The 21,963-nt window shown below is 62.4% G+C and carries 28 protein-coding genes; 9 read left to right on the plus strand and 19 right to left on the minus strand.

The window, feature by feature from the left end; all coding sequences use genetic code 11:
* Positions 1–98 precede the first annotated feature (98 nt).
* Together AC1D3C_RS01755 and AC1D3C_RS01760 are read left to right on the plus strand one after the other, a co-directional pair.
* Entirely contained in the window at positions 99–1,496 is a 1,398-nt protein-coding gene (locus AC1D3C_RS01755; protein WP_477481645.1) for an MFS transporter, read from the plus strand.
* 210 nt (positions 1,497–1,706) lie between these two features.
* Complete coding sequence (locus AC1D3C_RS01760; RefSeq protein ID WP_477481646.1) at positions 1,707–2,207, plus strand: MarR family winged helix-turn-helix transcriptional regulator; 501 nt, start codon at positions 1,707–1,709, stop codon at positions 2,205–2,207.
* A 90-nt stretch (positions 2,208–2,297) separates the two neighbouring features.
* Here AC1D3C_RS01760 and AC1D3C_RS01765 read toward each other — a convergent pair whose 3' ends face one another.
* Both AC1D3C_RS01765 and AC1D3C_RS01770 read right to left on the minus strand, forming a co-directional pair.
* Positions 2,298–3,113 carry an FAD binding domain-containing protein gene (locus tag AC1D3C_RS01765; protein ID WP_477481647.1) on the minus strand — a complete coding sequence of 272 codons (816 nt, stop codon included), beginning with the start codon at positions 3,111–3,113 and terminating at the stop codon, positions 2,298–2,300.
* Positions 3,114–3,130: 17 nt separating this feature from the next.
* Entirely contained in the window at positions 3,131–3,622 is a 492-nt protein-coding gene (locus AC1D3C_RS01770; protein ID WP_477481648.1) for a (2Fe-2S)-binding protein, read from the minus strand.
* Between the two features lie 416 nt (positions 3,623–4,038).
* Here AC1D3C_RS01770 and AC1D3C_RS01775 point away from each other — a divergent pair, with 416 nt between their 5' ends.
* Positions 4,039–4,623 (plus strand): UbiX family flavin prenyltransferase, encoded by a 585-nt coding sequence (locus AC1D3C_RS01775; protein WP_247034631.1) that lies wholly within the window; start codon positions 4,039–4,041, stop codon positions 4,621–4,623.
* 22 nt (positions 4,624–4,645) lie between these two features.
* Here the strand turns inward: AC1D3C_RS01775 and AC1D3C_RS01780 are convergent, their stop codons facing one another.
* Both AC1D3C_RS01780 and AC1D3C_RS01785 read right to left on the minus strand, forming a co-directional pair.
* Entirely contained in the window at positions 4,646–5,152 is a 507-nt protein-coding gene (locus AC1D3C_RS01780; protein WP_477481649.1) for a TIGR02444 family protein, read from the minus strand.
* A 62-nt stretch (positions 5,153–5,214) separates the two neighbouring features.
* Positions 5,215–7,026 carry a methyl-accepting chemotaxis protein gene (locus AC1D3C_RS01785; protein WP_477481650.1) on the minus strand — a complete coding sequence of 604 codons (1,812 nt, stop codon included), beginning with the start codon at positions 7,024–7,026 and terminating at the stop codon, positions 5,215–5,217.
* 200 nt (positions 7,027–7,226) lie between these two features.
* Between AC1D3C_RS01785 and AC1D3C_RS01790 the strand changes: the two genes are divergently transcribed.
* Positions 7,227–7,607, plus strand: a complete 381-nt coding sequence (locus AC1D3C_RS01790) for a VOC family protein (RefSeq protein ID WP_477481651.1) — start codon at positions 7,227–7,229, stop codon at positions 7,605–7,607.
* 21 nt (positions 7,608–7,628) lie between these two features.
* On the opposite strand, the gene AC1D3C_RS01795 is transcribed toward AC1D3C_RS01790, so the two are convergent.
* From AC1D3C_RS01795 to pcaD, 7 genes are all read right to left on the minus strand, one after another.
* A complete protein-coding gene (locus AC1D3C_RS01795; RefSeq protein WP_477481652.1) occupies positions 7,629–8,051 on the minus strand; it encodes a PIN domain-containing protein in 423 nt (140 codons plus the stop codon).
* Positions 8,051–8,302, minus strand: coding sequence for a type II toxin-antitoxin system Phd/YefM family antitoxin (locus tag AC1D3C_RS01800; RefSeq protein WP_040123919.1), 252 nt, complete (start codon positions 8,300–8,302; stop codon positions 8,051–8,053). Before AC1D3C_RS01800 ends, AC1D3C_RS01795 begins: the two co-directional genes overlap by 1 nt.
* A 75-nt stretch (positions 8,303–8,377) precedes the next feature.
* Positions 8,378–9,448: a 3-carboxy-cis,cis-muconate cycloisomerase gene (locus tag AC1D3C_RS01805; RefSeq protein ID WP_477481653.1), complete on the minus strand. Its 1,071-nt coding sequence runs from the start codon at positions 9,446–9,448 to the stop codon at positions 8,378–8,380.
* A gap of 34 nt (positions 9,449–9,482) precedes the next feature.
* Positions 9,483–10,100 (minus strand): protocatechuate 3,4-dioxygenase subunit alpha, encoded by a 618-nt coding sequence (gene pcaG, locus AC1D3C_RS01810; protein ID WP_477481654.1) that lies wholly within the window; start codon positions 10,098–10,100, stop codon positions 9,483–9,485.
* Between the two features lies 1 nt (position 10,101).
* On the minus strand, positions 10,102–10,842 hold the full coding sequence (pcaH, locus tag AC1D3C_RS01815; RefSeq protein ID WP_024163715.1) for a protocatechuate 3,4-dioxygenase subunit beta: 741 nt from the start codon (positions 10,840–10,842) through the stop codon (positions 10,102–10,104).
* Positions 10,839–11,255 (minus strand): 4-carboxymuconolactone decarboxylase, encoded by a 417-nt coding sequence (gene pcaC, locus AC1D3C_RS01820; protein ID WP_477481655.1) that lies wholly within the window; start codon positions 11,253–11,255, stop codon positions 10,839–10,841. The genes pcaH and pcaC overlap by 4 nt, the downstream gene beginning before the upstream one ends.
* Before the next feature lie 2 nt (positions 11,256–11,257).
* Positions 11,258–12,052, minus strand: coding sequence for a 3-oxoadipate enol-lactonase (pcaD, locus tag AC1D3C_RS01825; RefSeq protein ID WP_477481656.1), 795 nt, complete (start codon positions 12,050–12,052; stop codon positions 11,258–11,260).
* A 93-nt stretch (positions 12,053–12,145) separates the two neighbouring features.
* Between pcaD and pcaQ the strand changes: the two genes are divergently transcribed.
* Positions 12,146–13,072 (plus strand): pca operon transcription factor PcaQ, encoded by a 927-nt coding sequence (pcaQ, locus tag AC1D3C_RS01830; protein WP_477481657.1) that lies wholly within the window; start codon positions 12,146–12,148, stop codon positions 13,070–13,072.
* On the opposite strand, the gene AC1D3C_RS01835 is transcribed toward pcaQ, so the two are convergent.
* Positions 13,056–13,484, minus strand: a complete 429-nt coding sequence (locus AC1D3C_RS01835; RefSeq protein WP_477481658.1) for a hypothetical protein — start codon at positions 13,482–13,484, stop codon at positions 13,056–13,058. The two genes, pcaQ and AC1D3C_RS01835, sit on opposite strands and share 17 nt — an antisense overlap.
* A gap of 100 nt (positions 13,485–13,584) precedes the next feature.
* Positions 13,585–13,917, minus strand: coding sequence for a hypothetical protein (locus AC1D3C_RS01840; RefSeq protein ID WP_477481659.1), 333 nt, complete (start codon positions 13,915–13,917; stop codon positions 13,585–13,587).
* A 154-nt stretch (positions 13,918–14,071) separates the two neighbouring features.
* On the opposite strand from AC1D3C_RS01840, the gene AC1D3C_RS01845 reads away from it, so the two are divergent.
* Positions 14,072–15,328: a glycerate kinase type-2 family protein gene (locus AC1D3C_RS01845; protein WP_477481660.1), complete on the plus strand. Its 1,257-nt coding sequence runs from the start codon at positions 14,072–14,074 to the stop codon at positions 15,326–15,328.
* 39 nt (positions 15,329–15,367) lie between these two features.
* On the opposite strand, the gene AC1D3C_RS01850 is transcribed toward AC1D3C_RS01845, so the two are convergent.
* Positions 15,368–16,273 carry a S1C family serine protease gene (locus tag AC1D3C_RS01850; RefSeq protein ID WP_040123927.1) on the minus strand — a complete coding sequence of 302 codons (906 nt, stop codon included), beginning with the start codon at positions 16,271–16,273 and terminating at the stop codon, positions 15,368–15,370.
* Between the two features lie 194 nt (positions 16,274–16,467).
* Positions 16,468–17,001 (minus strand): DUF992 domain-containing protein, encoded by a 534-nt coding sequence (locus AC1D3C_RS01855; protein ID WP_040123928.1) that lies wholly within the window; start codon positions 16,999–17,001, stop codon positions 16,468–16,470.
* A 477-nt stretch (positions 17,002–17,478) separates the two neighbouring features.
* Between AC1D3C_RS01855 and AC1D3C_RS01860 the strand changes: the two genes are divergently transcribed.
* Positions 17,479–18,186 (plus strand): phosphatase PAP2 family protein, encoded by a 708-nt coding sequence (locus tag AC1D3C_RS01860; protein WP_040123929.1) that lies wholly within the window; start codon positions 17,479–17,481, stop codon positions 18,184–18,186.
* 75 nt (positions 18,187–18,261) lie between these two features.
* On the opposite strand, the gene AC1D3C_RS01865 is transcribed toward AC1D3C_RS01860, so the two are convergent.
* Positions 18,262–19,047: a DUF1194 domain-containing protein gene (locus tag AC1D3C_RS01865; RefSeq protein ID WP_477481661.1), complete on the minus strand. Its 786-nt coding sequence runs from the start codon at positions 19,045–19,047 to the stop codon at positions 18,262–18,264.
* Positions 19,048–19,246: 199 nt separating this feature from the next.
* On the opposite strand from AC1D3C_RS01865, the gene AC1D3C_RS01870 reads away from it, so the two are divergent.
* Positions 19,247–19,645 carry a GFA family protein gene (locus tag AC1D3C_RS01870; RefSeq protein WP_477481662.1) on the plus strand — a complete coding sequence of 133 codons (399 nt, stop codon included), beginning with the start codon at positions 19,247–19,249 and terminating at the stop codon, positions 19,643–19,645.
* Here AC1D3C_RS01870 and AC1D3C_RS01875 read toward each other — a convergent pair whose 3' ends face one another.
* Positions 19,646–20,110: a GNAT family N-acetyltransferase gene (locus tag AC1D3C_RS01875; protein ID WP_477481663.1), complete on the minus strand. Its 465-nt coding sequence runs from the start codon at positions 20,108–20,110 to the stop codon at positions 19,646–19,648. It lies immediately after the preceding gene.
* Positions 20,111–20,247: 137 nt separating this feature from the next.
* Here AC1D3C_RS01875 and AC1D3C_RS01880 point away from each other — a divergent pair, with 137 nt between their 5' ends.
* Entirely contained in the window at positions 20,248–20,484 is a 237-nt protein-coding gene (locus tag AC1D3C_RS01880) for a hypothetical protein (RefSeq protein WP_040123933.1), read from the plus strand.
* Between the two features lie 41 nt (positions 20,485–20,525).
* Here AC1D3C_RS01880 and AC1D3C_RS01885 read toward each other — a convergent pair whose 3' ends face one another.
* The gene (locus AC1D3C_RS01885) at positions 20,526–20,684 is read right to left on the minus strand and encodes a YqaE/Pmp3 family membrane protein (RefSeq protein WP_477481664.1); all 159 of its coding nucleotides are present in this window, start codon (positions 20,682–20,684) and stop codon (positions 20,526–20,528) included.
* Between the two features lie 67 nt (positions 20,685–20,751).
* The gene (locus AC1D3C_RS01890; RefSeq protein ID WP_477481665.1) at positions 20,752–21,954 is read right to left on the minus strand and encodes an acyl-CoA dehydrogenase family protein; all 1,203 of its coding nucleotides are present in this window, start codon (positions 21,952–21,954) and stop codon (positions 20,752–20,754) included.
* Between the last annotated feature and the right edge of the window lie 9 nt (positions 21,955–21,963).

Consider the following 21,963-nt stretch of genomic DNA (forward strand, 5'->3'; position numbering starts at 1 on the left):
TTTGCAATAGGTCACGAAGATGGACAATTTCTCGTTCCTCTGCCGGCCCGGTTCGACCTCCCCGCTCCGGGGGCAGCATGAACAAGGATTACAATCCCATGAGCAATCCTCAATTCCGAGGGGCTGCGGGGCTCGCATTGCTGCTGCTCTGCACCGCCAATTTTCTCGACGCGATGGATGTCTCCACAATCGGCGTCGCACTTCCCGCCATTCAGGCCGAACTCGGCATGCGGCCCACCTCCCTTCAATGGGCGGTCAGTGCCTATGTGCTCGGTTACGGCGGTTTCCTGCTGCTCGGCGGCCGGGTGGCCGACATTTTCGGTCATCGCCGCGTCTTCCTCTGGTCGCTGGCAATCTTTGCGGCGGCCAGCATCGCCGGTGGGTTCGTCGACAGCGGCCCGACGTTGATCGCGGCCCGGCTTGTCAAGGGCATCGCCGCAGCCTTCACGGCACCGGCCGCGCTGGCACTTCTGCTGGCGGTCTTCGGCGAAGGGCCACAGCGTGCCAAGGCGCTTGGCCTCTTCGCCTCCACCGGGGCCGCCGGCTTTGTGCTCGGCATGGTGCTCGGCGGCGCTGCGACGCTGATCAGCTGGCGGGCAACGCTGGTGATGGGCGCGCCGGTCGCAATCCTGACCCTGCTTCTCGCACCGATAGCCTTGCCGCTCGATGCGCGCCGAACCGGGCCGCGTCCCGGCTTCGACTGGGCCGGCGCAATCACCATCACCCCCGGTCTGCTGCTTTTCGTGTTCGGCATCACCAATGCGGCCTCGGCGGGTTGGGCCGATGTCTTCACCTGGGGTTCGCTCGTGGCAGCAATCGTGCTGATCCTCGGCTTCCTCGTCATCGAAGCCCGTCATAAAGACCCGATGGTGCCGCTGGCGATGTTCCGCCGCGCCAGGCTCACCCATGCCAATATCGTCGGCTTTCTCTATCAGGGCGCCTATATCGGCTTCCAGTTCACCGCGACGCTCTATTATCAGGACGTCTATGGCTGGTCGGCCTTTGCGACGGGCTTCTGCTTCGCCGGCGCCGGCGCCTTCGTGATGTTCCTGGCGCCTCGTTTCGCGACCCTTGCCCAGAACCGCGGCACGACCGGCTTCATGACGGCGGGCGTCGGACTGCAGGCGATCAGCTACATCTTCTGGGTCCTGTCGCTCGGCCATATCGACCCGATCCTGCTCGTCATACTGTCGCAGATCCCGCTCGGCCTCGGCTATGCCATGACCTTCCCGTCCATCCAGGTCGCGGCGCTGGCCGATATCGAGGAGGACAAGTCGGGGCTTGCCTCCGGCATGTTCTTCGCCGCTTTTCAGATCGGTGGCGGGGTGGTGCTGGCGGCAACGTCTGCCGTGTTCAGCGGCGCTCCGGCCTTCGGCTGGGAGCCCTATTCCGCAGCTGTCGCCTTCGTCGCGACGCTTGCCGCGCTGATCACCCTGATCGCGGCGCTCGGCCCCAAACCTTCTCCCGCTGCCGATCGATACCAGGCCGCCGAGTAGATCTGCTCTCACCCGCGCCGTCATCCGGCGCGGGTTCCGCTTAGCCTCGACCCGGCCGCAGATCGTTCCCGCGACAGCCGTATGTCCATTGCTTGCTTGCCGTCTGCCGGCTTTTGTCGGACAATTGATCAAAGCCAGGTAATTTGATATCAAACTATCTTGCCCCGCTCCTCCATTCCTACTAGTTTCCATATTGGGAGGAGTGCAAAAATGGCGGTGGAAACATCGACGCGGCCGGACACCCATGCGGCATCCGCGGAAAGCGAGATGCTTGTCCCAGCCATGTTCCAGAATCTGATCGGCTATCATCTGCGGGTGGCGCAGGAGACGTCCTTCCAGGCCTTTGCCAGGGCAGCCGGCAAGGCGGATCTGAAGCCCGGGTGGTATGCGCTTCTGACAGTGCTTGCCGAACGGGAGAGCATGACGCCGTCAGAGCTCAGCCGCATCTGCGGTCGCGACCGCTCAACGCTCACCTCCAGCCTCAAGGCATTGTCCCATCGCGGACTGATCGAACGGCAGTCGAACCCCGACGACCAACGCAGCTATAGCGTCAGGCTCACCGAGAATGGCCGCCGCATGCAGGAGCAGCTGCACGCGATCGCAGTCGTCTACAATCGGCGTCTTGACGAGATCGCCGGCAAGGACAAGGCGGTGCTGATCGCAGTGCTCGGCCGGATCGCCGCGACCTTCGGCACACCCCAGCATTCTTGAGGGTACCGTCTCGCGGGTGCGTGGCCTGCCGCGATGGTTTCTGACCGGCGTGCCGCTCCGGCGGGCATTTCGGTGTCAAAGCCTCTGTGCTTAGAGGATATGCGTGCCGCCAAGGTTCTGCACCGCGCGGCGGGTCATCACCGCCACGAGGTGGGCGCGATAGTCGGCCGGCGCGTGCATGTCGCCCATCATCCGCGATGGGTCGATGGTGAGGCCTTCCAGCGCTTCGGCCGAAAAGTTCTCGGTCAGCAACTCCTCGGCCTCGGTCCAGCGGAACACGCCCTCGTTGCCCGCACCGGTGATCGCGACGCGGATATGGCCGTCGCGGTGTTTACTGACGAAGGAAGCAGCCATCGAATAACGCGAGGCCGGGTTGCGGAATTTTGCGTAGCCGGCGATTTCCGGGATACTGAACTCGACGCGGACGAGGATTTCACCCGGTTCCAATGCGGTCGTGTAGAGACCCTGGAAATAGTCCTCGGCGGGAATTTTGCGGCGGTCGGTATGGACGATCGCATCGAGCGACAGCACGGCGGCCGGATAGTCGGCTGCCGGGTCGTTATTGGCGGTCGAGCCGCCGATCGTGCCCATGTGGCGCACCTGGACGTCGCCGATCGAACCCGCAAGGCCAGAAAGCGCCGGGATGGCAGCCTTGATTTCTTTCGATGCGGCGACGACGGCGTGCTTGGTAGCCGAGCCGATGATCACCTTGTCAGCGGTGACTTCAATGCCCGACAGCTCCGGAATGTTGCGCACGTCGATCAGGTGTGCGGGCGCGGCAAGCCGGCTCTTCAGCGTCGGGATCAGCGTGTGGCCGCCGGAGAGATAGGAGGGCTCATCGGAATTGGCGTAGAGATCGACGGCTTCGGCAAGGGTATTCGGCTTGTGGTAGGTCGTTGCGTACATGGCGTGATCCTCCCCGCTTATTCGGCCGCGACGGCATGTGCCGCGCGATGCTTCTCGGCGGCATCCAGCACTGCCTTGACGATGTTGTGGTAGCCGGTGCAGCGACAGATATTGCCTTCGAGCTCGTGGCGCACGGTATATTCGTCGAGCATGCCGTCATGGCGGCGGATCATGTCGACCGAGGCCATGATCATGCCCGGCGTGCAATAACCGCATTGCAAGCCGTGATGTTCGCGGAAAGCCTGCTGCACGTCATGCAGCTTGCCGCCTTCGGCCAGCCCCTCGATCGTCGTCACCTTCGAACCGTCGGCAGCGACGGCAAGCACCGTACAGCTCTTCACGGCCACGCCATCGAGATGGATGGTACAGGCGCCGCACTGGGTGGTGTCGCAGCCGACATGGGTACCGGTGAGACCGAGATGTTCGCGGATGAACTGCACGAGCAGCGTCCGGTCTTCGACCTCGCGCGTCTGCGGCGTACCATTGACGGTGATGGTGATGCGGGACATCAGCCCCTCCTGTTAAAAATCGGGCGGCGAGAGCCGCGATGGCAATAACGACGACGATGCCGCCGCGATATGGGGCATACGGCTGAGAGGCCGCGCGGCCGTTGCCGCAAACGCGACAGACGGTCCGGCAGCTTCGGGAGCCGCAGGGGAAATAGGTGCCGATGGTGCAGCTGACATGACTGGCGCGGCAACAGCCGCCGTCGCAATAGCCTCCGCTAATCCGGCATCGGCCACATGATCAACCATCACGGCACGCATCGCAAGCTTTTCGAAGAACGCGTCGGCGAGTTTTTTGCGTGGAATCAGTCAGCAGCGAGGCCGTGGCCGAACACGTGCGAGCAATCGACGATCGCCGCATTGCGCCCGTCGGAAAGTGGCGTTAAGGCGTCGCAATAGATTGTTCAGGGAAAAGTCCCATGCGCCGCATCATCATCGCCATCACCGGAGCTTCCGGTGTCGTTTATGGCGTTCGCGCCCTGCAGCTTTTGAGGGAGGTCGAGGATGTCGAGACCCATGCGGTGATCTCGCCTTCCGCTTTTCGCACGGCGGTCGACGAGATCGACATGAGTGCCGAAGAGATCAAGAGCCTGGCCGACGTGCTCTATAATCACAAGGATATCGGCGCGGCGCTTTCCTCCGGCTCGTTCCGTACTGCCGGAATGCTTGTCGCACCCTGTTCGGTGAAGACGCTGAGCGGCATCGCCAACTGCTACAATGACGAGCTGATCGTGCGCGCGGCCGACGTCTGTCTGAAGGAACGCCGGCGCGTCGTGCTGTTGTTTCGCGAGACGCCGCTGCATGCCGGCCATATCGCGCTGATGGACCAGGCAACCCGCAACGGCGCAATCGTCATGCCGCCGGTGCCCGCCTTCTATTCGAAGCCCAACTCATTGGATGAAATGGTGACCCAGACGGTCGGCCGCGCGCTCGATCTCCTCGATATCCACCTGCCGATGGTCAAGCGCTGGAAGGACGGCCCGGGTTCACTCGGCCAGCACTGATTTTGTGCTCCGGATGTCGACTCTAAAGAGCAGCGAGCGCATTTTCGATGACCGCAAGCGCCGTGGCGGTCGTCTCATCCGGCTCCGTTCCCCGGAAAAACCTCACGACGTTTCTGAGATTGCCAGCTGCATCGCCCGTTGAACCATCGGCTGCCATCAGCGCCTGCCCTTCGGCCTCCAGCATCGCCAGCTCGATCTTTTCCGAACTGAGTTCGACACCCTTCACGCCGTTGCGCAGGGTTTCCGTTTCTTTGGTGGGGGCCGGATGCGGCCCGCTCTTCAACCGCCGGCGCACAGCGCGGAGCGGCTTCACCACCTCATTGCGCCAGTCGGCGACGAGGCCGTCGATACGGACAATCTCTGTGGCCGAAAGCGCCACGGAATTCATCGTGAGCCAGGCGGAGAACAACAGCACCGGCACGTCGACGCCGCTTTCGTCCTGAAGCAGCAGGCAGGCTTCGCCGACACCCGGCGCACCATAAAGCCGCAATGCGAAATCCCAAAGTCCCTGCCCGATATCCGCAGCCATGCAGCCTCTCCATCGCCTTTGTACGGCTTACCAGTTTGGCTGCGAGCCAGGCAAGCTTCGCCTCAGGCGGCGCGGCGACGCCGCCCGGCCTGGGGCGAGCCGACGCCGAGCTGGAACTGGCCGACCATCTGGCGCAGCTTCGAAGCCTCGTCGGCGAGACCGGAACTCGCTGCCGTCGTCTCCTCGACCATGGCAGCATTCTGCTGGGTCATCTGGTCCATCTGGTTGACGGCCGAATTGATCTCCGAAAGCCCGGTCGACTGCTCACGGGCCGAGCGGGCGATATCGTCCACATGGCCGTTGATGGTGACGATATAGCCCTCGATCGACTTCAGCGATTCACCCGCATCGCGGACATATTTCACGCCATGGCCGACTTCGACTGTCGAGTTCTGGATCAGCGCCTTGATCTCCTTGGCAGCGTTCGCCGACCTCTGCGCGAGTTCGCGGACTTCCTGTGCGACGACCGCAAAGCCCTTGCCAGCCTCACCGGCGCGCGCTGCCTCGACGCCGGCATTCAGCGCCAAAAGGTTGGTCTGGAAGGCGATCTCGTCGATAACCCCGATAATGTTGGAGATCTGGCTGGAACTCTCCTCGATGCGGCGCATCGCCTCGACGGCATTGGCCACAACTTCGCCGGAACGGGCGGCGGACGAATTGGCTTCCGCAGCGATCTGCCGCGTCTCGTCGACTTTTTTGGACGCGGAACTGACATTCGCGGTAATCTGATCAAGTGCGGCAGCCGTCTCTTCGAGCGAAGCTGCCTGCTGCTCCGAGCGGCGCGACAGGTCGGATGCGGACTGGCTGATTTCCTGGGTTCCCCCGTCGATCGCCTCGGCGCTGCCGGCAATCTGCGCCAGCGTGCTGGCGAGCTGGGCGATCGAGGTATTGAAATCGTGGCGCAGAGCCTCGAAATCCGCCGAGAAAGCTTCGTCGAGCTGGAAGGAAAGATCGCCTGCGGCGAGCCGGCGCAGGCCGCCGCCAAGGCCTGATGTCGCGACGCGGAGCCTCTGGGATGCGTCGGCCTCGGCTTGTTCCTGCGCGGCGATGCGCTCGGCTTCCGACCGGTTGTGGGCTTCGATGGCCTCGTCTTCCAGCCGTTTGTTGTCGAGCGCCGCCTGACGGAAGATCTCGACTGCCGCCGCCATCCCGCCGATCTCGTCCCTGCGGTCCATGCCGAAAATGGTCAGCGTCAGTTCGCCGCCGGCGAGGCGCCGCATGCAATCCTGCAGGCGCTGCAGCGGCCCGACGACGCCCGACAGCACGACCCGGATCGAGAAGCCGACCACCATCAGCGAGATGACGCCGATCACGGTCATCCAGACGAAGAGGCTGGCTTTGTCCTTCAGCGCGTCCTCGAAACTCTTATGCGCGACGTCGAGCTGCAGCTTGGTCAAGGCGTTCAGCGGTTCGGCAAGCGGCTCGATCGCCGGGTAGAGCCGCTTCGTCACATAGGTATCCAGGGCCGTCTGATCGCGCTTGCCCATGATCGTCAGAAGCTCGCCGACCGCCTTGGTGGTTTCGGTATGAGCGCCGAGGTAACGCTGAACAAGACTTTTTTCCTGATCGGTCAGGTAGGTTGCCTGGTAGGCCGCCCATTCGCGGTCGGCGGTGACAAGCGCTGCCCGGACGGTCTGTTCGCCCAGTTCCCAGCTGAATGCGCCGCTGCGCGTCTTGTGGGCGGTATCCACGATGGTGACCGCATAGGCGTCGGAGACCATCTTGATCTGCGCCATGGGCTCGATTCGATCTTCTACGATCACGCGGGTACGGGCCGAAAGCGTGTCCATTCCGATGAATGCGGCTGTCGTCGTCGCAGCCAGTGCAAGCGCAAGGCCGACGACGCTGGCGACAAGCTTGAATTTAATGGTCATTGGAAAGATCCATTGCTGCATTTGAGGTCATGGCCAAATCCTGTTGGCCCGCTATGGTTAAGGATTGCGGAAAATGCTGAGGATATGTTTAACAGCACTACCAGAGATGGCATCGTTGCGTCTTTTCGCTCGGGACCGAGGCCGCGTTTGACGAAAGACAGGCGGCGACGGTTCGGGAGCCGGCATGAGGGAGATGAGTTATGAAACTTGCGCATGTCGCGCTTTGGACAACGGAACTCGACAGGCTCGTCGCGTTCTTCGAAGACATGTTCGGCGCCACCGCCAGCCCGCTCTATGAGAGCCGTCGGCGCCCCGGCTTCTCCTCGAAATTCCTCACCCTTTCCGAAGGTGCTACGATCGAGATCATGACCGGTCCGTGGATTGCGCCGGAAGCGCCGCGGGAGCGCGCCGGTTACGCGCATATGGCAATTTCGCTCGGCAGCCGAAAGGCGGTCGACGAGATGGCCGCCAGGGCGGCAGTGATGGGCATCCTCGTCTCCCCGGCCCGCATGACCGGAGACGGGTTCTACGAGGCGGTGATATCGGACCCCGACGGCAATCCGGTCGAGATCACGGAGTAGGGGAGCGCAAGCCTCGCCGGCTCAGCCTTGAAAAGTCCAGGGATTGAGGCAGGGCACGCCGAGCGGCTCGAAATCCGAGATGTTACGGGTGACGACGGTCAGCCCGTGATGCAACGCTGTCGCGGCGATCATTGCATCCGGTGACGGCCGCTTGTTCGGGGTGGGGAGGGTGCCGGTGCGAAGAGCAATCGCCGTGTCGAAGGGAAGAATGCGGTCGCTGAAATCGACAAGCAGATGGGATCGGAGCCATCGCGCCAGGTTGGCCGCGAATTCAGGATCCTTTTTGCTTTCCTGCTGGATCCCGAATTGCACCTCCATGACGGTGACAGCCGAGATAAAGGCGTCGTTCATGGGAAATGTTTCCATGAAGTTCTGAAACTCGGCCGCCTGCTTCTTCAAACGTCGTGCTGCCGAGACGACATTGGTATCCAGCAGGAATGGCATCAGAATTCGATCTCGCGATTCTCGAAACTGAGCCGCGGAGGGTCAAAATCCTGGTCCGAGCCGTTAGGATCATACAGTGCCTCGGCAAGACTCTTCGGCTTCTTCCAGTTGGCCTCGAATTCCTCGTAGCTGACAAGCACATGCGTCGGCTTACCATGATCAGTGATGACCAACGGATTTTCGTTTGCCGCCTGTCGGGCCTTGCTCGGGTTCTGGTTGAAGGAGGCGCTGGTCATGTATGAAAGGGTCATTACGACCTCCGGAGCACGTCTAGTATCTTTCTTCGAAAATATACTAGAATTGCCCGTCCTTCAATGCAGATGCCGTCAGCCCTTGCCCAGTGACCTCACATTGCCGGCAAGTTCCGCCGCGAGCCGCAGTGCAGCGCCGGTCGCGATCACCATGGACGGCAGGATCAGCCATTCGAGCGTCCAGGCCGCACCTGAGCGTTCCTGCTCATGCACCATCGATTGCTGCATGCCGGAAAGCTGTACCGCGTTGAAACGTGCGAGCGATACCAGCACTTCGGCAGACACCGGGTTCTGCTTATGGGCCATGGCGGAAGAGCCGCCGCCGCCAGCCAGCTCCATTTCGCCACCCATCAGCGCGAGCAGCGTCACGTCCTGGCCGAGCTTGCCGAGCGAGCCGGAAATCATTGTGAGAATGTTTGCGAATTCCGCCAGCCGGTCGCGCTGGCTCTGCCATTGCGGCACGTCGGTGAGGAACAGTTCCCAGGCCAGCGCCTTGCGCACCTCGGCGGCCTTGTCGCCGAATTTTTCGAGGCTCCCCGCAGCGCCGCCGAACTGCACGGCAAAACCGGTCTCGGAAAACCTGTCCAGCCGCTGGTGATGCCGGGTCAACGGTTCTTTCCAGGCGCGGATACGATCAGAAACGGTAATCGGGATCGCCGCCTGCATGCGGGTACGGCCCATCAGCTTTCGGCTGCCGAATGCCTGGTCGATGTCATCGAAATGCTTTTCGAGGGCGGCGATCCGCTCGATGAAAAGAGAGCAGGCCTGCTTCAGGCGGATCATCAGCGCCGTGTCGATGACGTCCTGGCTGGTCGCGCCGAAATGAACGTGCTTGGCGGCCTCGCCGCCACCCGCCTGCTGACTGACGGCATCGCGAAGCTGCTTGACGAGTTCGGCGACAACGACGCCGTCGCGCGCGGTGCCGTTTCGCAGCCCGGCCATGTCCGGTTCAAATGTCTGCAAGGCTGCGGCAATGCGTTCCGCAGCCTCGGCCGGGATGATACCGCAGGACGCCTCGGCCCTGGCGAGGCCCGTTTCGAAGGCCAGCATGGCGTCGATCTCGGCTTTCGCCGAAAACAGCTGTCCGGTCTCGTCGTCACCGACGAGACCGGACAAAAATGGATGCTCGAAAGCCGAGACGCTCATATCTACTCCCGGGGCGAACCCTGATTCTTCGATCTCAGATATCGAAGAATATGGTTTCGTTTTCGCCCTGAAGATAGATGTTGAAGGTGACGGTATTACCGTCACGCTTGCCGATCAAGGTGGGAACCCGAACCCGGTGCTCGATGCGCGACAGGATTGGATCCGTCGCATTGGCCTCTTCCTCGTCGGAGAAGTACATGCGGGTGTTGAGGCCGAGATTGATGCCGCGGGCGACGACCCAGAAGGTGACGTGCGGGGCCATCGGGCGACCGTCGCGGAAGGGCACGCTGCCCGGCTTGATCGTTTCGAAGGCGAACTCGCCGGTCGCCATGTCGCCCGGCTGACGGGCCCAGCCGAAGAAGTTCGGATCGGCCTTGCCGCGAGTTTCCGACGGGCTATTGTAAAAGCCGTCGGCATCCGCCTGCCAGATCTCGATCATTGCATCCTTGAGCGGGGTCATCGTGCCGTCATAGATGAAACCGCGGATGGTGATGCGTTCGCCGCGCGTCTGGTCGTTAACCATCGGGCCGGAGCCGAGATCGGTGTCGTAGACGCCGGTAATGCCGGAAAAGTTCGGCGTGCAGCCGATATGGACATACGGACCCGCGGTCTGCGAGGCGGATTCCTTGAAGTAGGTGAGCGGCTGGACCATCTCAGTTGCCCTCTTTACGGTTCTCGAAGAATGTCGAGCGACGGCCGCGCAGGACGATATCGAATTTATAGGCCCGCATGTCGTGCGGGATGGTGTTCTGCATGTCGAGCGCGGCGATCAGCCCCTTGATCGCGTTCTCGTCCGGAATGGTCTTCACGATCGGACAAATCCAGATCATCGGATCGCCCTCGAAATACATCTGGGTGATCAGGCGCTGGGCAAAGCCATGGCCGAAGACCGAGAAGTGGATATGCGCCGGGCGCCAGTCGTTGACGCCGTTCGGCCACGGATAGGGGCCGGGCTTGATGGTCTTGAACGCATAGCCACCGTCCTCGTCGGTGATCGTGCGGCCGAAGCCGCCGAAATTCGGGTCGAGCGGAGCGAGATAGGTTTCCTTCTTGTGGCGGTATCGGCCGCCGGCATTGGCCTGCCAGAATTCCACCAGCGCGCCCGGAACGCCGCGGCCGCGCTCGTCGATGACGCGGCCGTAGACCAGGATGCGTTCGCCAAGCGCCATCTCGCCGGGCTTCGCATAGTTGACGATCAGGTCGTTATCGAACTCGCCGAGGATGTTGTGGCCGAAGACCGGGCCGGTGATCTCGCTCTTGGTGCCTTCGAGCGAAATCAGCGCGCGCTGCGGCGAGCGCAGGACAGAGGTCTTGTAGCCAGGCGTGAAGGCCGGCGGATGCCATTCCCTGTCACGGGCGAAAAAGGGTGTGGTTTCTGGGGGTGTGTTCTTCATCTTTGCTCTCCCGCGGCCTTGTCCGCGTCCATTTCGGCATAAGTGGCTTTGGCGATCTTGAAGGCATGGTTGGCGGCCGGTACGCCGGCATAGATTGCCACATGCATCAGGGCTTCGCAGATATCGTCCTTTGTCGCACCCGTATTGGCGGTTGCGCGGATATGCATGGCGACTTCGTCGTGATGGCCGAGTGCGGCGAGAAGCGCGATCGTCACCATCGAGCGCTCGCGCTTCGTCCAGTTCGGGCGCGACCAGACCGTGCCCCAGGCGCCTTCGGTGATCATTTCCTGGAACGGTCCGTCGAACGGTGTCTGGTTTGCCAGGGCGCGGTCCACATGGGCGTCGCCCAGCACCGCGCGGCGGGTCTTCATGCCCTGAGCGTAACGTTCCGATGGCGCGGCAGGATCGGCCATGTCTAGTCCTCGAGTTGTTCGATGAAGCCGCGGATCAGCGCGGCATGGGCGGCGGGTGCCTCGACGCAGGGAATATGCGCCGCACCCTCGATGATTTCGTAACGCGCGCCGGGGATCAGGTCTGCAAACGACCTGACGAGTTCGGGCGGTGTCGAGCCGTCTTCGCGGCCGACGATGCAGAGCACGGGCACCGCGATTCTTTTGGCGGCCTCGGTGAAATCCGCATCGCGGATCGCGGCGCAGGTGCCGCTGTAACCGGAGGTCGGCTGGCGCACCAGCATGTTGCAATAGGCCTGGTAGGCGGCATTGTCCGGCTTGCGGAACGGTGCGGTGAACCAGCGCTCCATGATCGCGTCGAGGATGCTGCCGATGCCGTTCTGCTCGACGGCGGCAATGCGCGCCGCCCAGCTTTCGGCCGTACCGATCTTGTGCGCGGTGTCGGAGAAGATCAGCGCTTTCACGAGGTCCGGCCGGGTGGCATACAGACTTTGCGCAATCAGCCCGCCGACCGAAAGGCCGCAGACGATGACCTGGCTGAGCTGCAGGTGGTCGAGCAGGCCGGAGAGATCGGCCGCGTGGTCGGCGATCGAATAGGGCGGATTGCCAAGGCCGGACAGCCCGTGGCCGCGCTTGTCATAGGTGAGGATCGTATAATCTTCGGCAAGCTTCGGCAGTTCGTGATGCCAGATGCGACTGTCGGTTCCGAGCGAATTGATGAACACGATGACGGGCTTTCCGTCACCTGCGCGCTGGATGTCGTAATGGATCACAATGTCGTTGATGTGTACAAACTGCATCAGCGCCTCCTCTCGCTTTGATAGATTGCACTAGTTTCCGGTTAGGTAAAATGATATTTCAGCATGATCCCCTAACCGCAGGGTTATTTGATCTTGATCAACTCCCGAGTCAAGTTTCGGCACTTGCATACATTCGTCGAGGTCGCGCGCCAAAAAAGTGTGGTCAAGGCAGCCGAAATTCTACATGTCAGCCAGCCGGCCGTCACCAAGACCATCCGCGAGCTCGAGGAGGCGTTGGGCGTCGCCGTGTTCGAGCGCGAAGGCCGCGGCATCCGCATCACCCGCTACGGCGAGGTTTTTCTGCGCCATGCGGGCGCGGCGCTGACGGCACTGCGCCAAGGCATGGATTCCGTCTCGCAGGAACTGTTCGATGCAGCACCCCCGGTCCGCATCGGTGCGCTCCCAACCGTCTCCACACGGGTGATGCCGCTCGCCATGACACTCTTCCTCGCCGAGAAGACCGGCAGCCGAGTTAAGATCGTGACGGGAGATAATGCCGTTTTGATGGAACAGCTTCGGGTCGGCGATCTCGATCTGGTGGTCGGCCGGCTCGCCTTGCCGGAAAAAATGACCGGCCTCTCCTTCGAACATCTTTACTCGGAACAGGTGGTGTTCGCCGTCCGCACCGGGCACCCGCTGCTCGACGGCAAGCGATCGATCTTCGAAGGGTTTGCCGACTATCCGGTGCTGATGCCGACGCGCGGCTCGATCATCCGGCCGTCGGTCGAACAGTTCCTGATCGCCAATGGCGTGGCCAGCCTGCCGACCCAGGTGGAGACCGTCTCCGACGCTTTCGGCCGTGCCTTCGTACGGTCGAGCGATGCGATCTGGATCATCTCCGCCGGAGTGGTCACAGCCGACATCGAGGACGGGGTTCTGGCGACGCTGCCGATCGATACGAGCGAGACCCGCGGCCCGGTCGGCCTCACCATTCGTGCCGATGCAAATCCCTCCACGCCGCTGTCGATCCTGATGCAGACCATCCGGCAGGCCGCCGCAGAGATCATGCCGGCGCGGTGACGCCCGGCTCTATCTTCATCACGTCGTCGCCGCAAAACAGGATGAGGTAGTGGCCGCGCGCCTGCGCAGCCTCGGCCCAATCGTTGAGATCGGAACGATACGGCGCCTGTTTCCAGACATCCGGATGGTCCGGATCGACCAATACCGTCAGTTGCACGCCCTGCTCATAGACGAGCATCTTCGATGTCAGCGGCTGCCAAACCTCTGGAACATCCGAATTCGTCATCCACAGACAAAGGAAATCACGGCAAAGCTGAGGCCGGTCGGTATAGATTGCGCAGCCCTGCCCCTCCGTACAGTGCCGGCACCAGGCGTCCGGCGGCTTGTCCAGCGCCGAGATTTCGGGAAGCCGGCAGCAGAGCGTGCAGGTGCCGCAGGATCGCGCCGCCGTCCTTTGTTCAAGCCTCTCCAAGATCTCGCCGCCTTAACCGTCAAAAGAATGTACGGCCGAACAATCGGCCGGACCAGCGATTATACGCTGCGGTTCCTGCGCGCAAACAGTTGCCGAGGATTCAGGTCGGTCGCAGCTCGGGAAACGTGCGGCGCAATTCGTCCATCGAGGCGATTACCGCGTCGTCGGCGCGCAGCGTCACTGAGATATTGTCGGCGACGTTGAGCGTCTCCTCGAAATGCACCGGCATTTCGGCGCCGCCCTGGCGCACCAGCGTGGCCTCCCTGCGAAAGCCGTGCTTCAGCAGCCAGTCGCGCGGGGCGCTGAGGCTCACCGCCACATGGAACGCGCCGTCATCCTCTTTTCTGGCCTTCAATTTGTAAGTCACGGGTGACCTGTCGCCGCCGATGTCGATCTGGCCTGGGTAACCGGCTTCTTTCAGATGTTCAGGCATGCTTTTCGCTCCTTCGTTTTGGTGAGCCCATGGGACAACCGACACTCGCTCGCTTTGTTCCGCGCCAAAGGCGGCGGCGCGATCAAGCCCGGTTGACGGTTGTTGACGAGCGTGATCGAAAGAGCGCGTGTGACGGAGAAGCGGAGGAGAAGCGATGACGGACCGGGAATTGCTGGAGGCGCTGTTCAAGGCTGCCGTGATGGCCGCCGATCCGCTGACCGGCATCGTGAAGCACCTGCCCGCCCCGCCCCCGAACGGTCGCACCGTAGTCGTCGGCGCCGGCAAGGGTGCGGCCCAGATGGCGGCGGCACTCGAAAGCGTGTGGACCGGGCCGCTGACCGGCGTGGTCGTGACCCGATACGGTTATGGCTGTGAAACGAAGTCGATCGAGATACTCGAGGCCTCGCATCCGGTGCCGGATGCGGCGGGCCTCGCCGGCGCAAAACGGCTGGTCGAGACGATTTCCGGCCTCTCCGAAAACGACCTCGTCATCGCGCTCGTCTGCGGCGGCGGTTCCGCCCTGCTGCCTGCCCCACCCGAAGGGCTGACGCTGGAAGACGAGATCGCCCTGAACGAGACGCTGCTTGCCTCGGGAGCGCCGATCTCGGCCATGAATGTCGTTCGCAAACATCTCTCCACCATCAAGGGCGGCCGGCTTGCGGCGGCGACCAGAGCCCGTGTCGTCAGCCTGATCGTCTCGGATATTCCCGGCGACAATCCGGCCTTCGTCGCCTCCGGTCCGACCATTCCGGATACCACGACGCGTCACGATGCACTGGCGATCGTCGAGCAGTACAAGCTGGAACTGCCGGCTGCGATGATCGTTCATCTGAATTCGCCGGCTGCCGACGCGCCGGAACCGGACGATCCCATCTTTGCTCGCCATGATCATTTCGTCATTGCCTCGGCCGGTGTCTCGCTGGAGGCGGCCGCCGAAGTCGCCCGCGCCCATGGGGTGACGCCTTATATCCTCTCCGATTCCGTCGAAGGCGAAGCGCGTGATGTGGCGCTGGTGCATGCGGCGCTTGCCCGCGAGGTGTCGCTCCGCGACCGGCCGTTCGCAAAACCGGCGGTCCTGCTGTCCGGTGGGGAGACGACGGTGACGATGCGCGCGAAGGGCGGTCGGGGCGGCCGCAACGGCGAATTCGCGCTGGCCTTGGCGCTGGCGATCGACGGGCATGAGATCACCGCACTGGCCGCCGACACGGACGGTATCGACGGATCGGAAACCAATGCCGGCGCTTTTGTCGACGGCACGACGGCGAGGCGATTGCGGGCTGGCGGCCTGGATGGCCGCAAATTGCTCGACCGGAACGACAGTTTTTCAGGGTTTTCGGCGATTGGCGACGTGTTCAATACCGGGCCGACCGGGACCAATGTCAACGATTTCCGGGCGATCGTGGTACGGTAGCGGCATCAATCTCTTCTCTCTCAAGCTGGGGAGAAGAGGTCACTGCAGCTGCGGCTTCCGCAAGAAATCGTTCCGGTCCGCCGACTTCACCCTGAGCCAGGCCTCCCGTCCATCGCGCAGGATGCGCATCGGGATTTCGGCACCCGGAGGCCCGCTGTCCCAGATCTTGCGGTAGAAATCCGCAAGCCCGTCGACCTCACCGTCGCGGATCTCCGAAATCACGTCGCCCCGCTTCAGGCCCGCCTGGGCTGCCGGTCCGTTTTCGGTGACGCTCATGACCACCACTTCGCCGTTGCTTTCCGCCGACATGGCGCCGAGCCAGGGGCGTGGCGGGCGGTTGAACTCGCCGCGATTGAGGAGATCGTCGAGGATCGGCTTCAGGAGGTTGATCGGGACCACCATGTTGATGTCGGCGATCTCTCCGCCCTTGCTCATCTGTAGGCGCAGCGATCCGACGCCGAGCAGCTTGCCTTCCGTATCGATCAGCGCCGCGCCGCCCCAGGACGGATGGGCGGGCGCGATGAAGATCGCCTCGTCCAGAAGATATTCCCAATATCCAGCGAATTCCTGCTTGGCGACGATATTGCCGCGCACATATTCTCCCTCCCCATCGGCGAAGACAACGGGATCGCCGAGCGTTGCTGTGGCGGAATCGCCGATCTGGAGCGCCGGCAGATCGAGCGGGGCCATGGCCTGCACCAGGCCGAAGCCGCTTTCCTGATCGTAGGCGAGCGCATGGGCCGGCACGACGCGGCCGTCCTGGCGCGTCAGCCAGACGTCTTCGGCTTCGGTGATCAGGTAACCGATCGTCAGGACCAACCCGTTTTCGCGGATCACCACGCCGCTACCTTCCCGGCGGGTGCCGAGAGTATTGGCCGTAAAGGCGTTGTCCGGGATTGAAGCACGCACGGCCACGACCGACCGTAAACTTTTCTCGAGATCCATGATGCAAATCCTGATGAGGCAATACGCGGTCCGGAACCCCGCAAGGGTCTGCAAAGGCTAACCATACCGTTTCTTTAAGGTATGAATGTGAACGGCGTGGAGCAAGAGGCCGGAGAGAACTCATGCTCGCGAAATGCTCTACCTCATTTTAGCCCCTCCCCCGTTTCCGGGGAAGGGAATGCGCTTTTAAAACCTCAGCCCGCCGGCGTCAGCGTCACCGAGGTGCCGGTGGCGGCGACGTTGAGGCCGAGCTGGCCCGTGACGCTCACCGTCTGCAGATGGATGGAGCCGGCGGTGCCGCCAACGAGGAGGTTGGCGCCGATGCCGGCACCGACGGTGGCCTCGGCGGTGGCGCCCTGGTAGAGGCCACCGAGCGAACCGTGGTGATAACCGGCGGTCGGGGCAAAGACCGCCCAGATCAGCCGCGAGCGTGTGGTGAAGCCGAGATCGACTCCCATCTTGCGCACTGTGCCGGTATAGCGGTCGAGGGGTTCGCTGCCGATTGCCGTTGTAAAGACGCAGTCGGCTTCCTTGGCGGAGCCGAGCACGTAACCGACGCCGCCGCCGATCGAGCAATCGAGATAGCCGATGCGTACCCCGCCGCGCTGATCCGGCTCTTCATAAACCGGAACGCGGTCCCGGCGGGTGATCAAATCGGCGGAAAAGGCGGCTCCGGCGCTGGTTACGACCGGCAGAGCGGCGAGCGCCACGGCAACAATCTTCTTCATCCCTGTACTCCTTGTAATTCTTCAGCCGCCCTTGTTGAGACTCATGCAAGCGGGTCAGGCAGCGTTGGAGAACGCATGTGGCGGAAGAATGATCCAACGCGGCCGCACACGATTTGTCACCGAATTGTTCCAAGCGTGAGATGACGCGTGAGATGACCTTGCGCACCGGCATTTCCGGAACCGCGACTTGCGCCGGTTGCGCCCAGGCGGTGAAGGGCATCAACGGCTGATAACTTCGCTATCTCGAAGGCGGATTCCTGCGCCGGACGTCGTCAATGGCATCTGCACGCTGGACTGCTGGCGCGGGACGCTATTTTCCTCATTGTCGGCGGGTTCTTCATCTATGCCCGCCTTCGCTGTCGATACGAACCAGGCTGGCGGCAATCGGACTTTTCGCCTTCCGACTCTACGGATCGATCGAGGCCCGGTATCGGATCGTATAGTCGGCCGTGAACTGAAATTGAACAAGGAGCTTGGATGGCATTCCATCAGCGCGTGACACGAAAAGTGGTCGAAAGGGTCATGGCTTTCGAGCCGATCGGCCTGATGATGGTCGCCTTTCTGGCAGGCGGGCTTTTCGTCTTCTTCAGGCTGACCGACGAGGTGCTGGAGGGCGAAACGCATGCCTTCGACGAAAAGATCCTGCTCGCCTTGCGCGACGCCACGGATCTTGCGACGCCACTCGGCCCCTATTGGCTCAATCACGCGATGGGGGATATCACCGCGCTCGGCGGCGTCACGGTGCTGACCCTGATGACGGTGATGGGAACCGTCTTCCTCATCCTGTCGCGGCAAAGGGCGATCGCTCTTTTCATGTTCCTGTCGATCGCCGGCGGCTGGCTTTTGAGTTCCTTGCTGAAGCTCGGCGTGGCGCGTCCGCGGCCGGATATCGTGCCGCATCTGGTCGAAGTCAGCGACCTCAGTTTTCCGAGCGGCCATGCAATGCTGTCTGCCGTCACCTACCTGACGCTCGGAGCGCTGCTGTCGCGCGCCCAGCCTTACCGCTCGACGCGCATCTTCCTGATCAGTGCGGCGATCTTCCTGACGTTCATCATCGGTTTCAGCCGGGTCTATCTCGGTGTCCACTATCCGACCGACGTCCTCGGCGGCTGGTGCGCCGGCGCGACCTGGGCGCTGGCGTGCTGGATGATCGCGCGACGCTACATTTCGGCGGTACCGGAGTAGTCCGGCGAATTGGACACCTTTGGCTGTCTATGCGCCCCCGCGACACGGGATGGTGTCGAGGCGCAATAAATGCGCTCAGCGGTCGAACAGGTCCTGCCACTGTTTTTCGCCGACCAGACAGTCGCTGGAAGGTTGGCTGCTGGCGGCCTTCTGCACGATTGCGGGCGGCATGAGCCCGCTGATCTCCAGGACCAGCTTGCGGCGCACCGCGACGGCAAAATCCTCGATCTTGTGAACCGGCAGCACGAAGGAGCCGGGTCCGCCGATGACGCAGTCGCCGTAATATTTGTCGAGCCCGCCAGGCGCGCCCGAGGGCCGCAGCATGATCGCCAGCCCGTTGATGATGATGCCCGCCTCCATGGCCTTGTTGCGGGCCGGGACGACGGGATTGCCGGAATTGTTCGGCCCGTCGCCGGAAATGTCGATCACCTGTCGAGCACCGCGATAGGAATTGGCGACGATCATCGTTGCCCCTTGGGCGATCGCAGCAGAGATCGAGGTGCGGCGCTGGGTAACGATCGGCCTGGCTTCGAGCTTGGCGGCGAAATTGATCGCGTCCTGTTCGTTTTCGATGATCGTCCAGTCGATGACCGATTCCGGCACGACGTCGCCGGCCCATTCGAAATAGCTCACGGCGATGCGGCCGTTCAGTCCGGTCTTTACCGCCTCGATGAATTCCTTGTGCTTGAGCGCCTCGACATAACCCTCGCGCTGGACGCTGACTTCCTCGTAGTCCATGGAGCGAGACGTATCGACCGCGAGAACCAGCTCCACATCGACTTCGCCCCCCTTTTGCTGCGCGACCATCGGAGCGGTTGCAGCGGCGGAAAGGCTGATGAGCATCGCGAGTGTTGTAAGCATTGGCAATCCAATCACTGCGTTATCGATTGGTTAAAACTGTAACACAGCGCCGATGCAGGGCGACTCCGCTCCGCGTGCCTCCCTTCAACTTTCGGTGATAAGCCTTTATTCCGCAGCCACTCCACGTAATCTGCCATGGCGGCCGCGTCGACGGCGCCGGGAGTGCGCTTATCAACGGGTATCTGGGCGGGATCACGTGATGACGAAGTTAAACGGCAAGTGTTTTTGCGGCGCAGTCGCCTACGAGGTGGAGGACGCCTTCGTTTATGCGGCCAATTGCCATTGTTCGGATTGCCGCCGCACCACCGGCTCTGCCTTCAAGCCCTTCGCCGGCATCGAACGGCAGAAGTTTGCGGTGGTAAAGGGCGAAGATGGTTTGCTGATCTTCGGGGATGCCGACACTCATGACGCCCATTGCAAGACCTGCGGTTCGCTTCTCTATTCGCGGGTGCGGGAGGCGGCCTGGGTGCATGTGGCGATGGGCACGCTGGTCGATGCCCCGACAATCCGGCCGACGCACCATATCTTCGTCGGTTCGAAAGCGCCCTGGTACGAGATCACCGACGACCTGCCGCAATATCAGGGCCATAAGGGATAGCTATTCCAGGCCGGCCAGCGCCTTCAGTTTTTCGCCTTCGAGCCGGTAGAAAATCCGGTCCTCCTTCCGGTCGCCGCCAAGTTCGTCATAGAATTTCAACAGCCGCTCATTGGCCCGAGCCGCCGTCCAGTCGATGCGGCCGAAACCGCGCTCGACTGCCAGCCCTGCCAGCCGCTTCATCAGCGTGGTGCCGATATCGCGGCCGCGCTCGGACCCGGCGACATAAAGCTCCTTGAGGAAAAAACCGGGCTGCAGGCCGGGTCCGGGATAGATGGCGGCGAAGGCCGCCGCAGCGATGATGCGGTCAGTCCTGGCAACCAGGAATTCGGTCTGCGGAGGACGGTTGAGAATCCCGGTCAGGATGGCCTGGCGCGGCGGGCAGAAGACACCGTAATAGGCCTGCATCTCCTCAAAGAGGCAGGCCAGCTCGTCCGCGTCGGCGGGTTGGAAAAAGCGAATATTCATAAACTGGACCCGTTGAAACCGAGCCACTATTCCGGCGCCGCAAACCTGTGTCAACTTGGGCTGCTGGCTATTTCCGGCAGCCGCTGTTGACTTCGCGGCGCGCATATCGACAGAGTGGCGCCGAAGAAGGAACCGCCATGTCCAGGTCAGAAAAATTCATCGTGCTGCCGTTCAAGAAAGTGCGGGGCAACGTGACGCCTGGCGAGATGCGCGTGGCCTCGAATGCCGCTTCGGCCGAGAAGATCGCCCGCGCCATGGCTGACCGCTTCGTCGGCGTCGCGGCGTATTCTGTTCAGGTCGATATGGAAAGCGGCGACATGTCCGATCCGCGCATCCTCTGGCAGACAGGCGAAATCGCCGATATCGCCGCTTAGAGGCTTTAGCCCTCATCCTCGTCGATACACGCTCGATCCGGCTATTTGCGGAGGATCACCCACAGCGCATGCACGATGCCCGGCAGCCAGCCGCAGAGGGTGAGCAGGATGTTCAGCCAGAAATTCAGGCCGAGGCCCACCTGGAGGAACACGCCGAGCGGCGGCAGGATGAAGGCGAGCAGAATGCGGATGATATCCAAGGGGCGTTCTCCGGCTTGATGGGTTCGGCCGGTAACGCGCTGGATGGGATATGGTTTCAGAAGACGCTCACCTCAGCAGCGTCTTTGCGATGATCTCCAGCTGAATCTCGTTGCTGCCGCCGAAAATGCTCTGGGAGCGGGAATTGAAATAGACGGCGGAGGCAACCTTGCGCTCTTCGTCGATCTCGCTTTCCTCCGGCAGTTCGTGCAGCGGCCGGTGTTCTTCAAAGCGCAGCGCATCCGGGCCGAGGATCGAGGCGGCCAGTTCGGCGATCGACTGGCGAATGCGGCTGCGCTCGATCTTCATCGTCGAGGACGGCACCGATCCCGGATTACCGCCCGCCTGGACCTTGGACATGGCGGAAAGCTCCAGCATGTCGTTGGCGTCGACATCCGTGGCGATCTCGGCGAAGCGCGCCATGAACAGCGGATCGTCGATCATCGTTCGCCCGTCCGGCAGTGGCTCGGAAGCGAGCCGGTGCAGGCGCGTCAGCATGGCCCGCAAGACTCCGCCCGCGAAGGCGCCGCCCCGCTCGAATTCGAGCAGGTATTTTGCGATGTCCCAGCCCTCGCCTTCCTCGCCGATGCGGTCGGAAACCGGCACTTTCACGTCGTCGAAGAAGACCTGGTTGAATTCATGCGTGCCGCAGATCGAGCGGATCGGCCGGATGGTGACACCGGGCGATTTGAGGTCGATCAGGATGAAGGTGATGCCCTCCTGCTTTTTGCCCGTGTCGGCGGTCCGTACCAGCGCGAACATCCGCGTGGCGTGATGCGCCAGCGTCGACCAGATCTTCGAACCGTTGACGACATAGTGGTCGCCGTCGAGCACCGCCCTGGTCTTCAGCGAGGCGAGGTCGGAGCCGGAGCCCGGTTCCGAATAACCCTGCGCCCAGACATCCTCTCCGTTCAGGATGCGCGGCAGATAGAAACTCTTCTGCGCCTCGTTGCCGTAACGCATGATCACCGGGGCGATCATCTTGATTGAGGCGCCGCGGAAATGCGGCTCGCCGGCCCGTTCGCATTCCTGGTCGAAAATGTAACGCTCGGCGAGCGTCCAGCCGGTGCCGCCATATTGTTTCGGCCAGGACGGGGCGACCCAGCCCTTGTCGTTGAGCTTCGCCTGCCATTTGAGACCGATGGCGGGGTCGGCGAGGAAGCTGGGATTCAGCCGCTCGGCGCGCTTGAGTTCCTCGTCCAGATGGGCGTCGAGGAATGTCCGAACCTCATCGCGGAATCGAACCTCTTCTTCCGTCATCAACAGATCCATGGAAATCTC

It is taken from the genome of Neorhizobium sp. P1_A6 (genome assembly GCF_056406795.1).

What these genes read in the sequence shown, in the direction of transcription:
- pcaC (WP_477481655.1), bottom strand. Translation starts at nt 11,255, where the DNA reads ATGGCCGATCCTGCCGCGCCATCGGAACGTTACGCTCAGGGCATGAAG.
- AC1D3C_RS01875 (WP_477481663.1), bottom strand. Translation starts at nt 20,110, where the DNA reads ATGAATATTCGCTTTTTCCAACCCGCCGACGCGGACGAGCTGGCCTGC.
- pcaD (WP_477481656.1), bottom strand. Translation starts at nt 12,052, where the DNA reads ATGCAGTTTGTACACATCAACGACATTGTGATCCATTACGACATCCAG.
- AC1D3C_RS01770 (WP_477481648.1), bottom strand. Translation starts at nt 3,622, where the DNA reads ATGTCCCGCATCACCATCACCGTCAATGGTACGCCGCAGACGCGCGAG.
- AC1D3C_RS01890 (WP_477481665.1), bottom strand. Translation starts at nt 21,954, where the DNA reads ATGGATCTGTTGATGACGGAAGAAGAGGTTCGATTCCGCGATGAGGTT.
- AC1D3C_RS01865 (WP_477481661.1), bottom strand. Translation starts at nt 19,047, where the DNA reads ATGCTTACAACACTCGCGATGCTCATCAGCCTTTCCGCCGCTGCAACC.
- pcaG (WP_477481654.1), bottom strand. Translation starts at nt 10,100, where the DNA reads ATGGTCCAGCCGCTCACCTACTTCAAGGAATCCGCCTCGCAGACCGCG.
- AC1D3C_RS01785 (WP_477481650.1), bottom strand. Translation starts at nt 7,026, where the DNA reads ATGACCATTAAATTCAAGCTTGTCGCCAGCGTCGTCGGCCTTGCGCTT.
- pcaH (WP_024163715.1), bottom strand. Translation starts at nt 10,842, where the DNA reads ATGAAGAACACACCCCCAGAAACCACACCCTTTTTCGCCCGTGACAGG.
- AC1D3C_RS01855 (WP_040123928.1), bottom strand. Translation starts at nt 17,001, where the DNA reads ATGAAGAAGATTGTTGCCGTGGCGCTCGCCGCTCTGCCGGTCGTAACC.
- AC1D3C_RS01780 (WP_477481649.1), bottom strand. Translation starts at nt 5,152, where the DNA reads ATGGCTGCGGATATCGGGCAGGGACTTTGGGATTTCGCATTGCGGCTT.
- AC1D3C_RS01760 (WP_477481646.1), top strand. Translation starts at nt 1,707, where the DNA reads ATGGCGGTGGAAACATCGACGCGGCCGGACACCCATGCGGCATCCGCG.
- AC1D3C_RS01850 (WP_040123927.1), bottom strand. Translation starts at nt 16,273, where the DNA reads ATGGATCTCGAGAAAAGTTTACGGTCGGTCGTGGCCGTGCGTGCTTCA.
- AC1D3C_RS01845 (WP_477481660.1), top strand. Translation starts at nt 14,072, where the DNA reads ATGACGGACCGGGAATTGCTGGAGGCGCTGTTCAAGGCTGCCGTGATG.
- AC1D3C_RS01870 (WP_477481662.1), top strand. Translation starts at nt 19,247, where the DNA reads ATGACGAAGTTAAACGGCAAGTGTTTTTGCGGCGCAGTCGCCTACGAG.
- AC1D3C_RS01775 (WP_247034631.1), top strand. Translation starts at nt 4,039, where the DNA reads ATGCGCCGCATCATCATCGCCATCACCGGAGCTTCCGGTGTCGTTTAT.
- AC1D3C_RS01840 (WP_477481659.1), bottom strand. Translation starts at nt 13,917, where the DNA reads ATGCCTGAACATCTGAAAGAAGCCGGTTACCCAGGCCAGATCGACATC.
- AC1D3C_RS01860 (WP_040123929.1), top strand. Translation starts at nt 17,479, where the DNA reads ATGGCATTCCATCAGCGCGTGACACGAAAAGTGGTCGAAAGGGTCATG.
- AC1D3C_RS01790 (WP_477481651.1), top strand. Translation starts at nt 7,227, where the DNA reads ATGAAACTTGCGCATGTCGCGCTTTGGACAACGGAACTCGACAGGCTC.
- AC1D3C_RS01800 (WP_040123919.1), bottom strand. Translation starts at nt 8,302, where the DNA reads ATGACCCTTTCATACATGACCAGCGCCTCCTTCAACCAGAACCCGAGC.
- AC1D3C_RS01765 (WP_477481647.1), bottom strand. Translation starts at nt 3,113, where the DNA reads ATGTACGCAACGACCTACCACAAGCCGAATACCCTTGCCGAAGCCGTC.
- AC1D3C_RS01795 (WP_477481652.1), bottom strand. Translation starts at nt 8,051, where the DNA reads ATGCCATTCCTGCTGGATACCAATGTCGTCTCGGCAGCACGACGTTTG.
- AC1D3C_RS01805 (WP_477481653.1), bottom strand. Translation starts at nt 9,448, where the DNA reads ATGAGCGTCTCGGCTTTCGAGCATCCATTTTTGTCCGGTCTCGTCGGT.
- AC1D3C_RS01880 (WP_040123933.1), top strand. Translation starts at nt 20,248, where the DNA reads ATGTCCAGGTCAGAAAAATTCATCGTGCTGCCGTTCAAGAAAGTGCGG.
- AC1D3C_RS01755 (WP_477481645.1), top strand. Translation starts at nt 99, where the DNA reads ATGAGCAATCCTCAATTCCGAGGGGCTGCGGGGCTCGCATTGCTGCTG.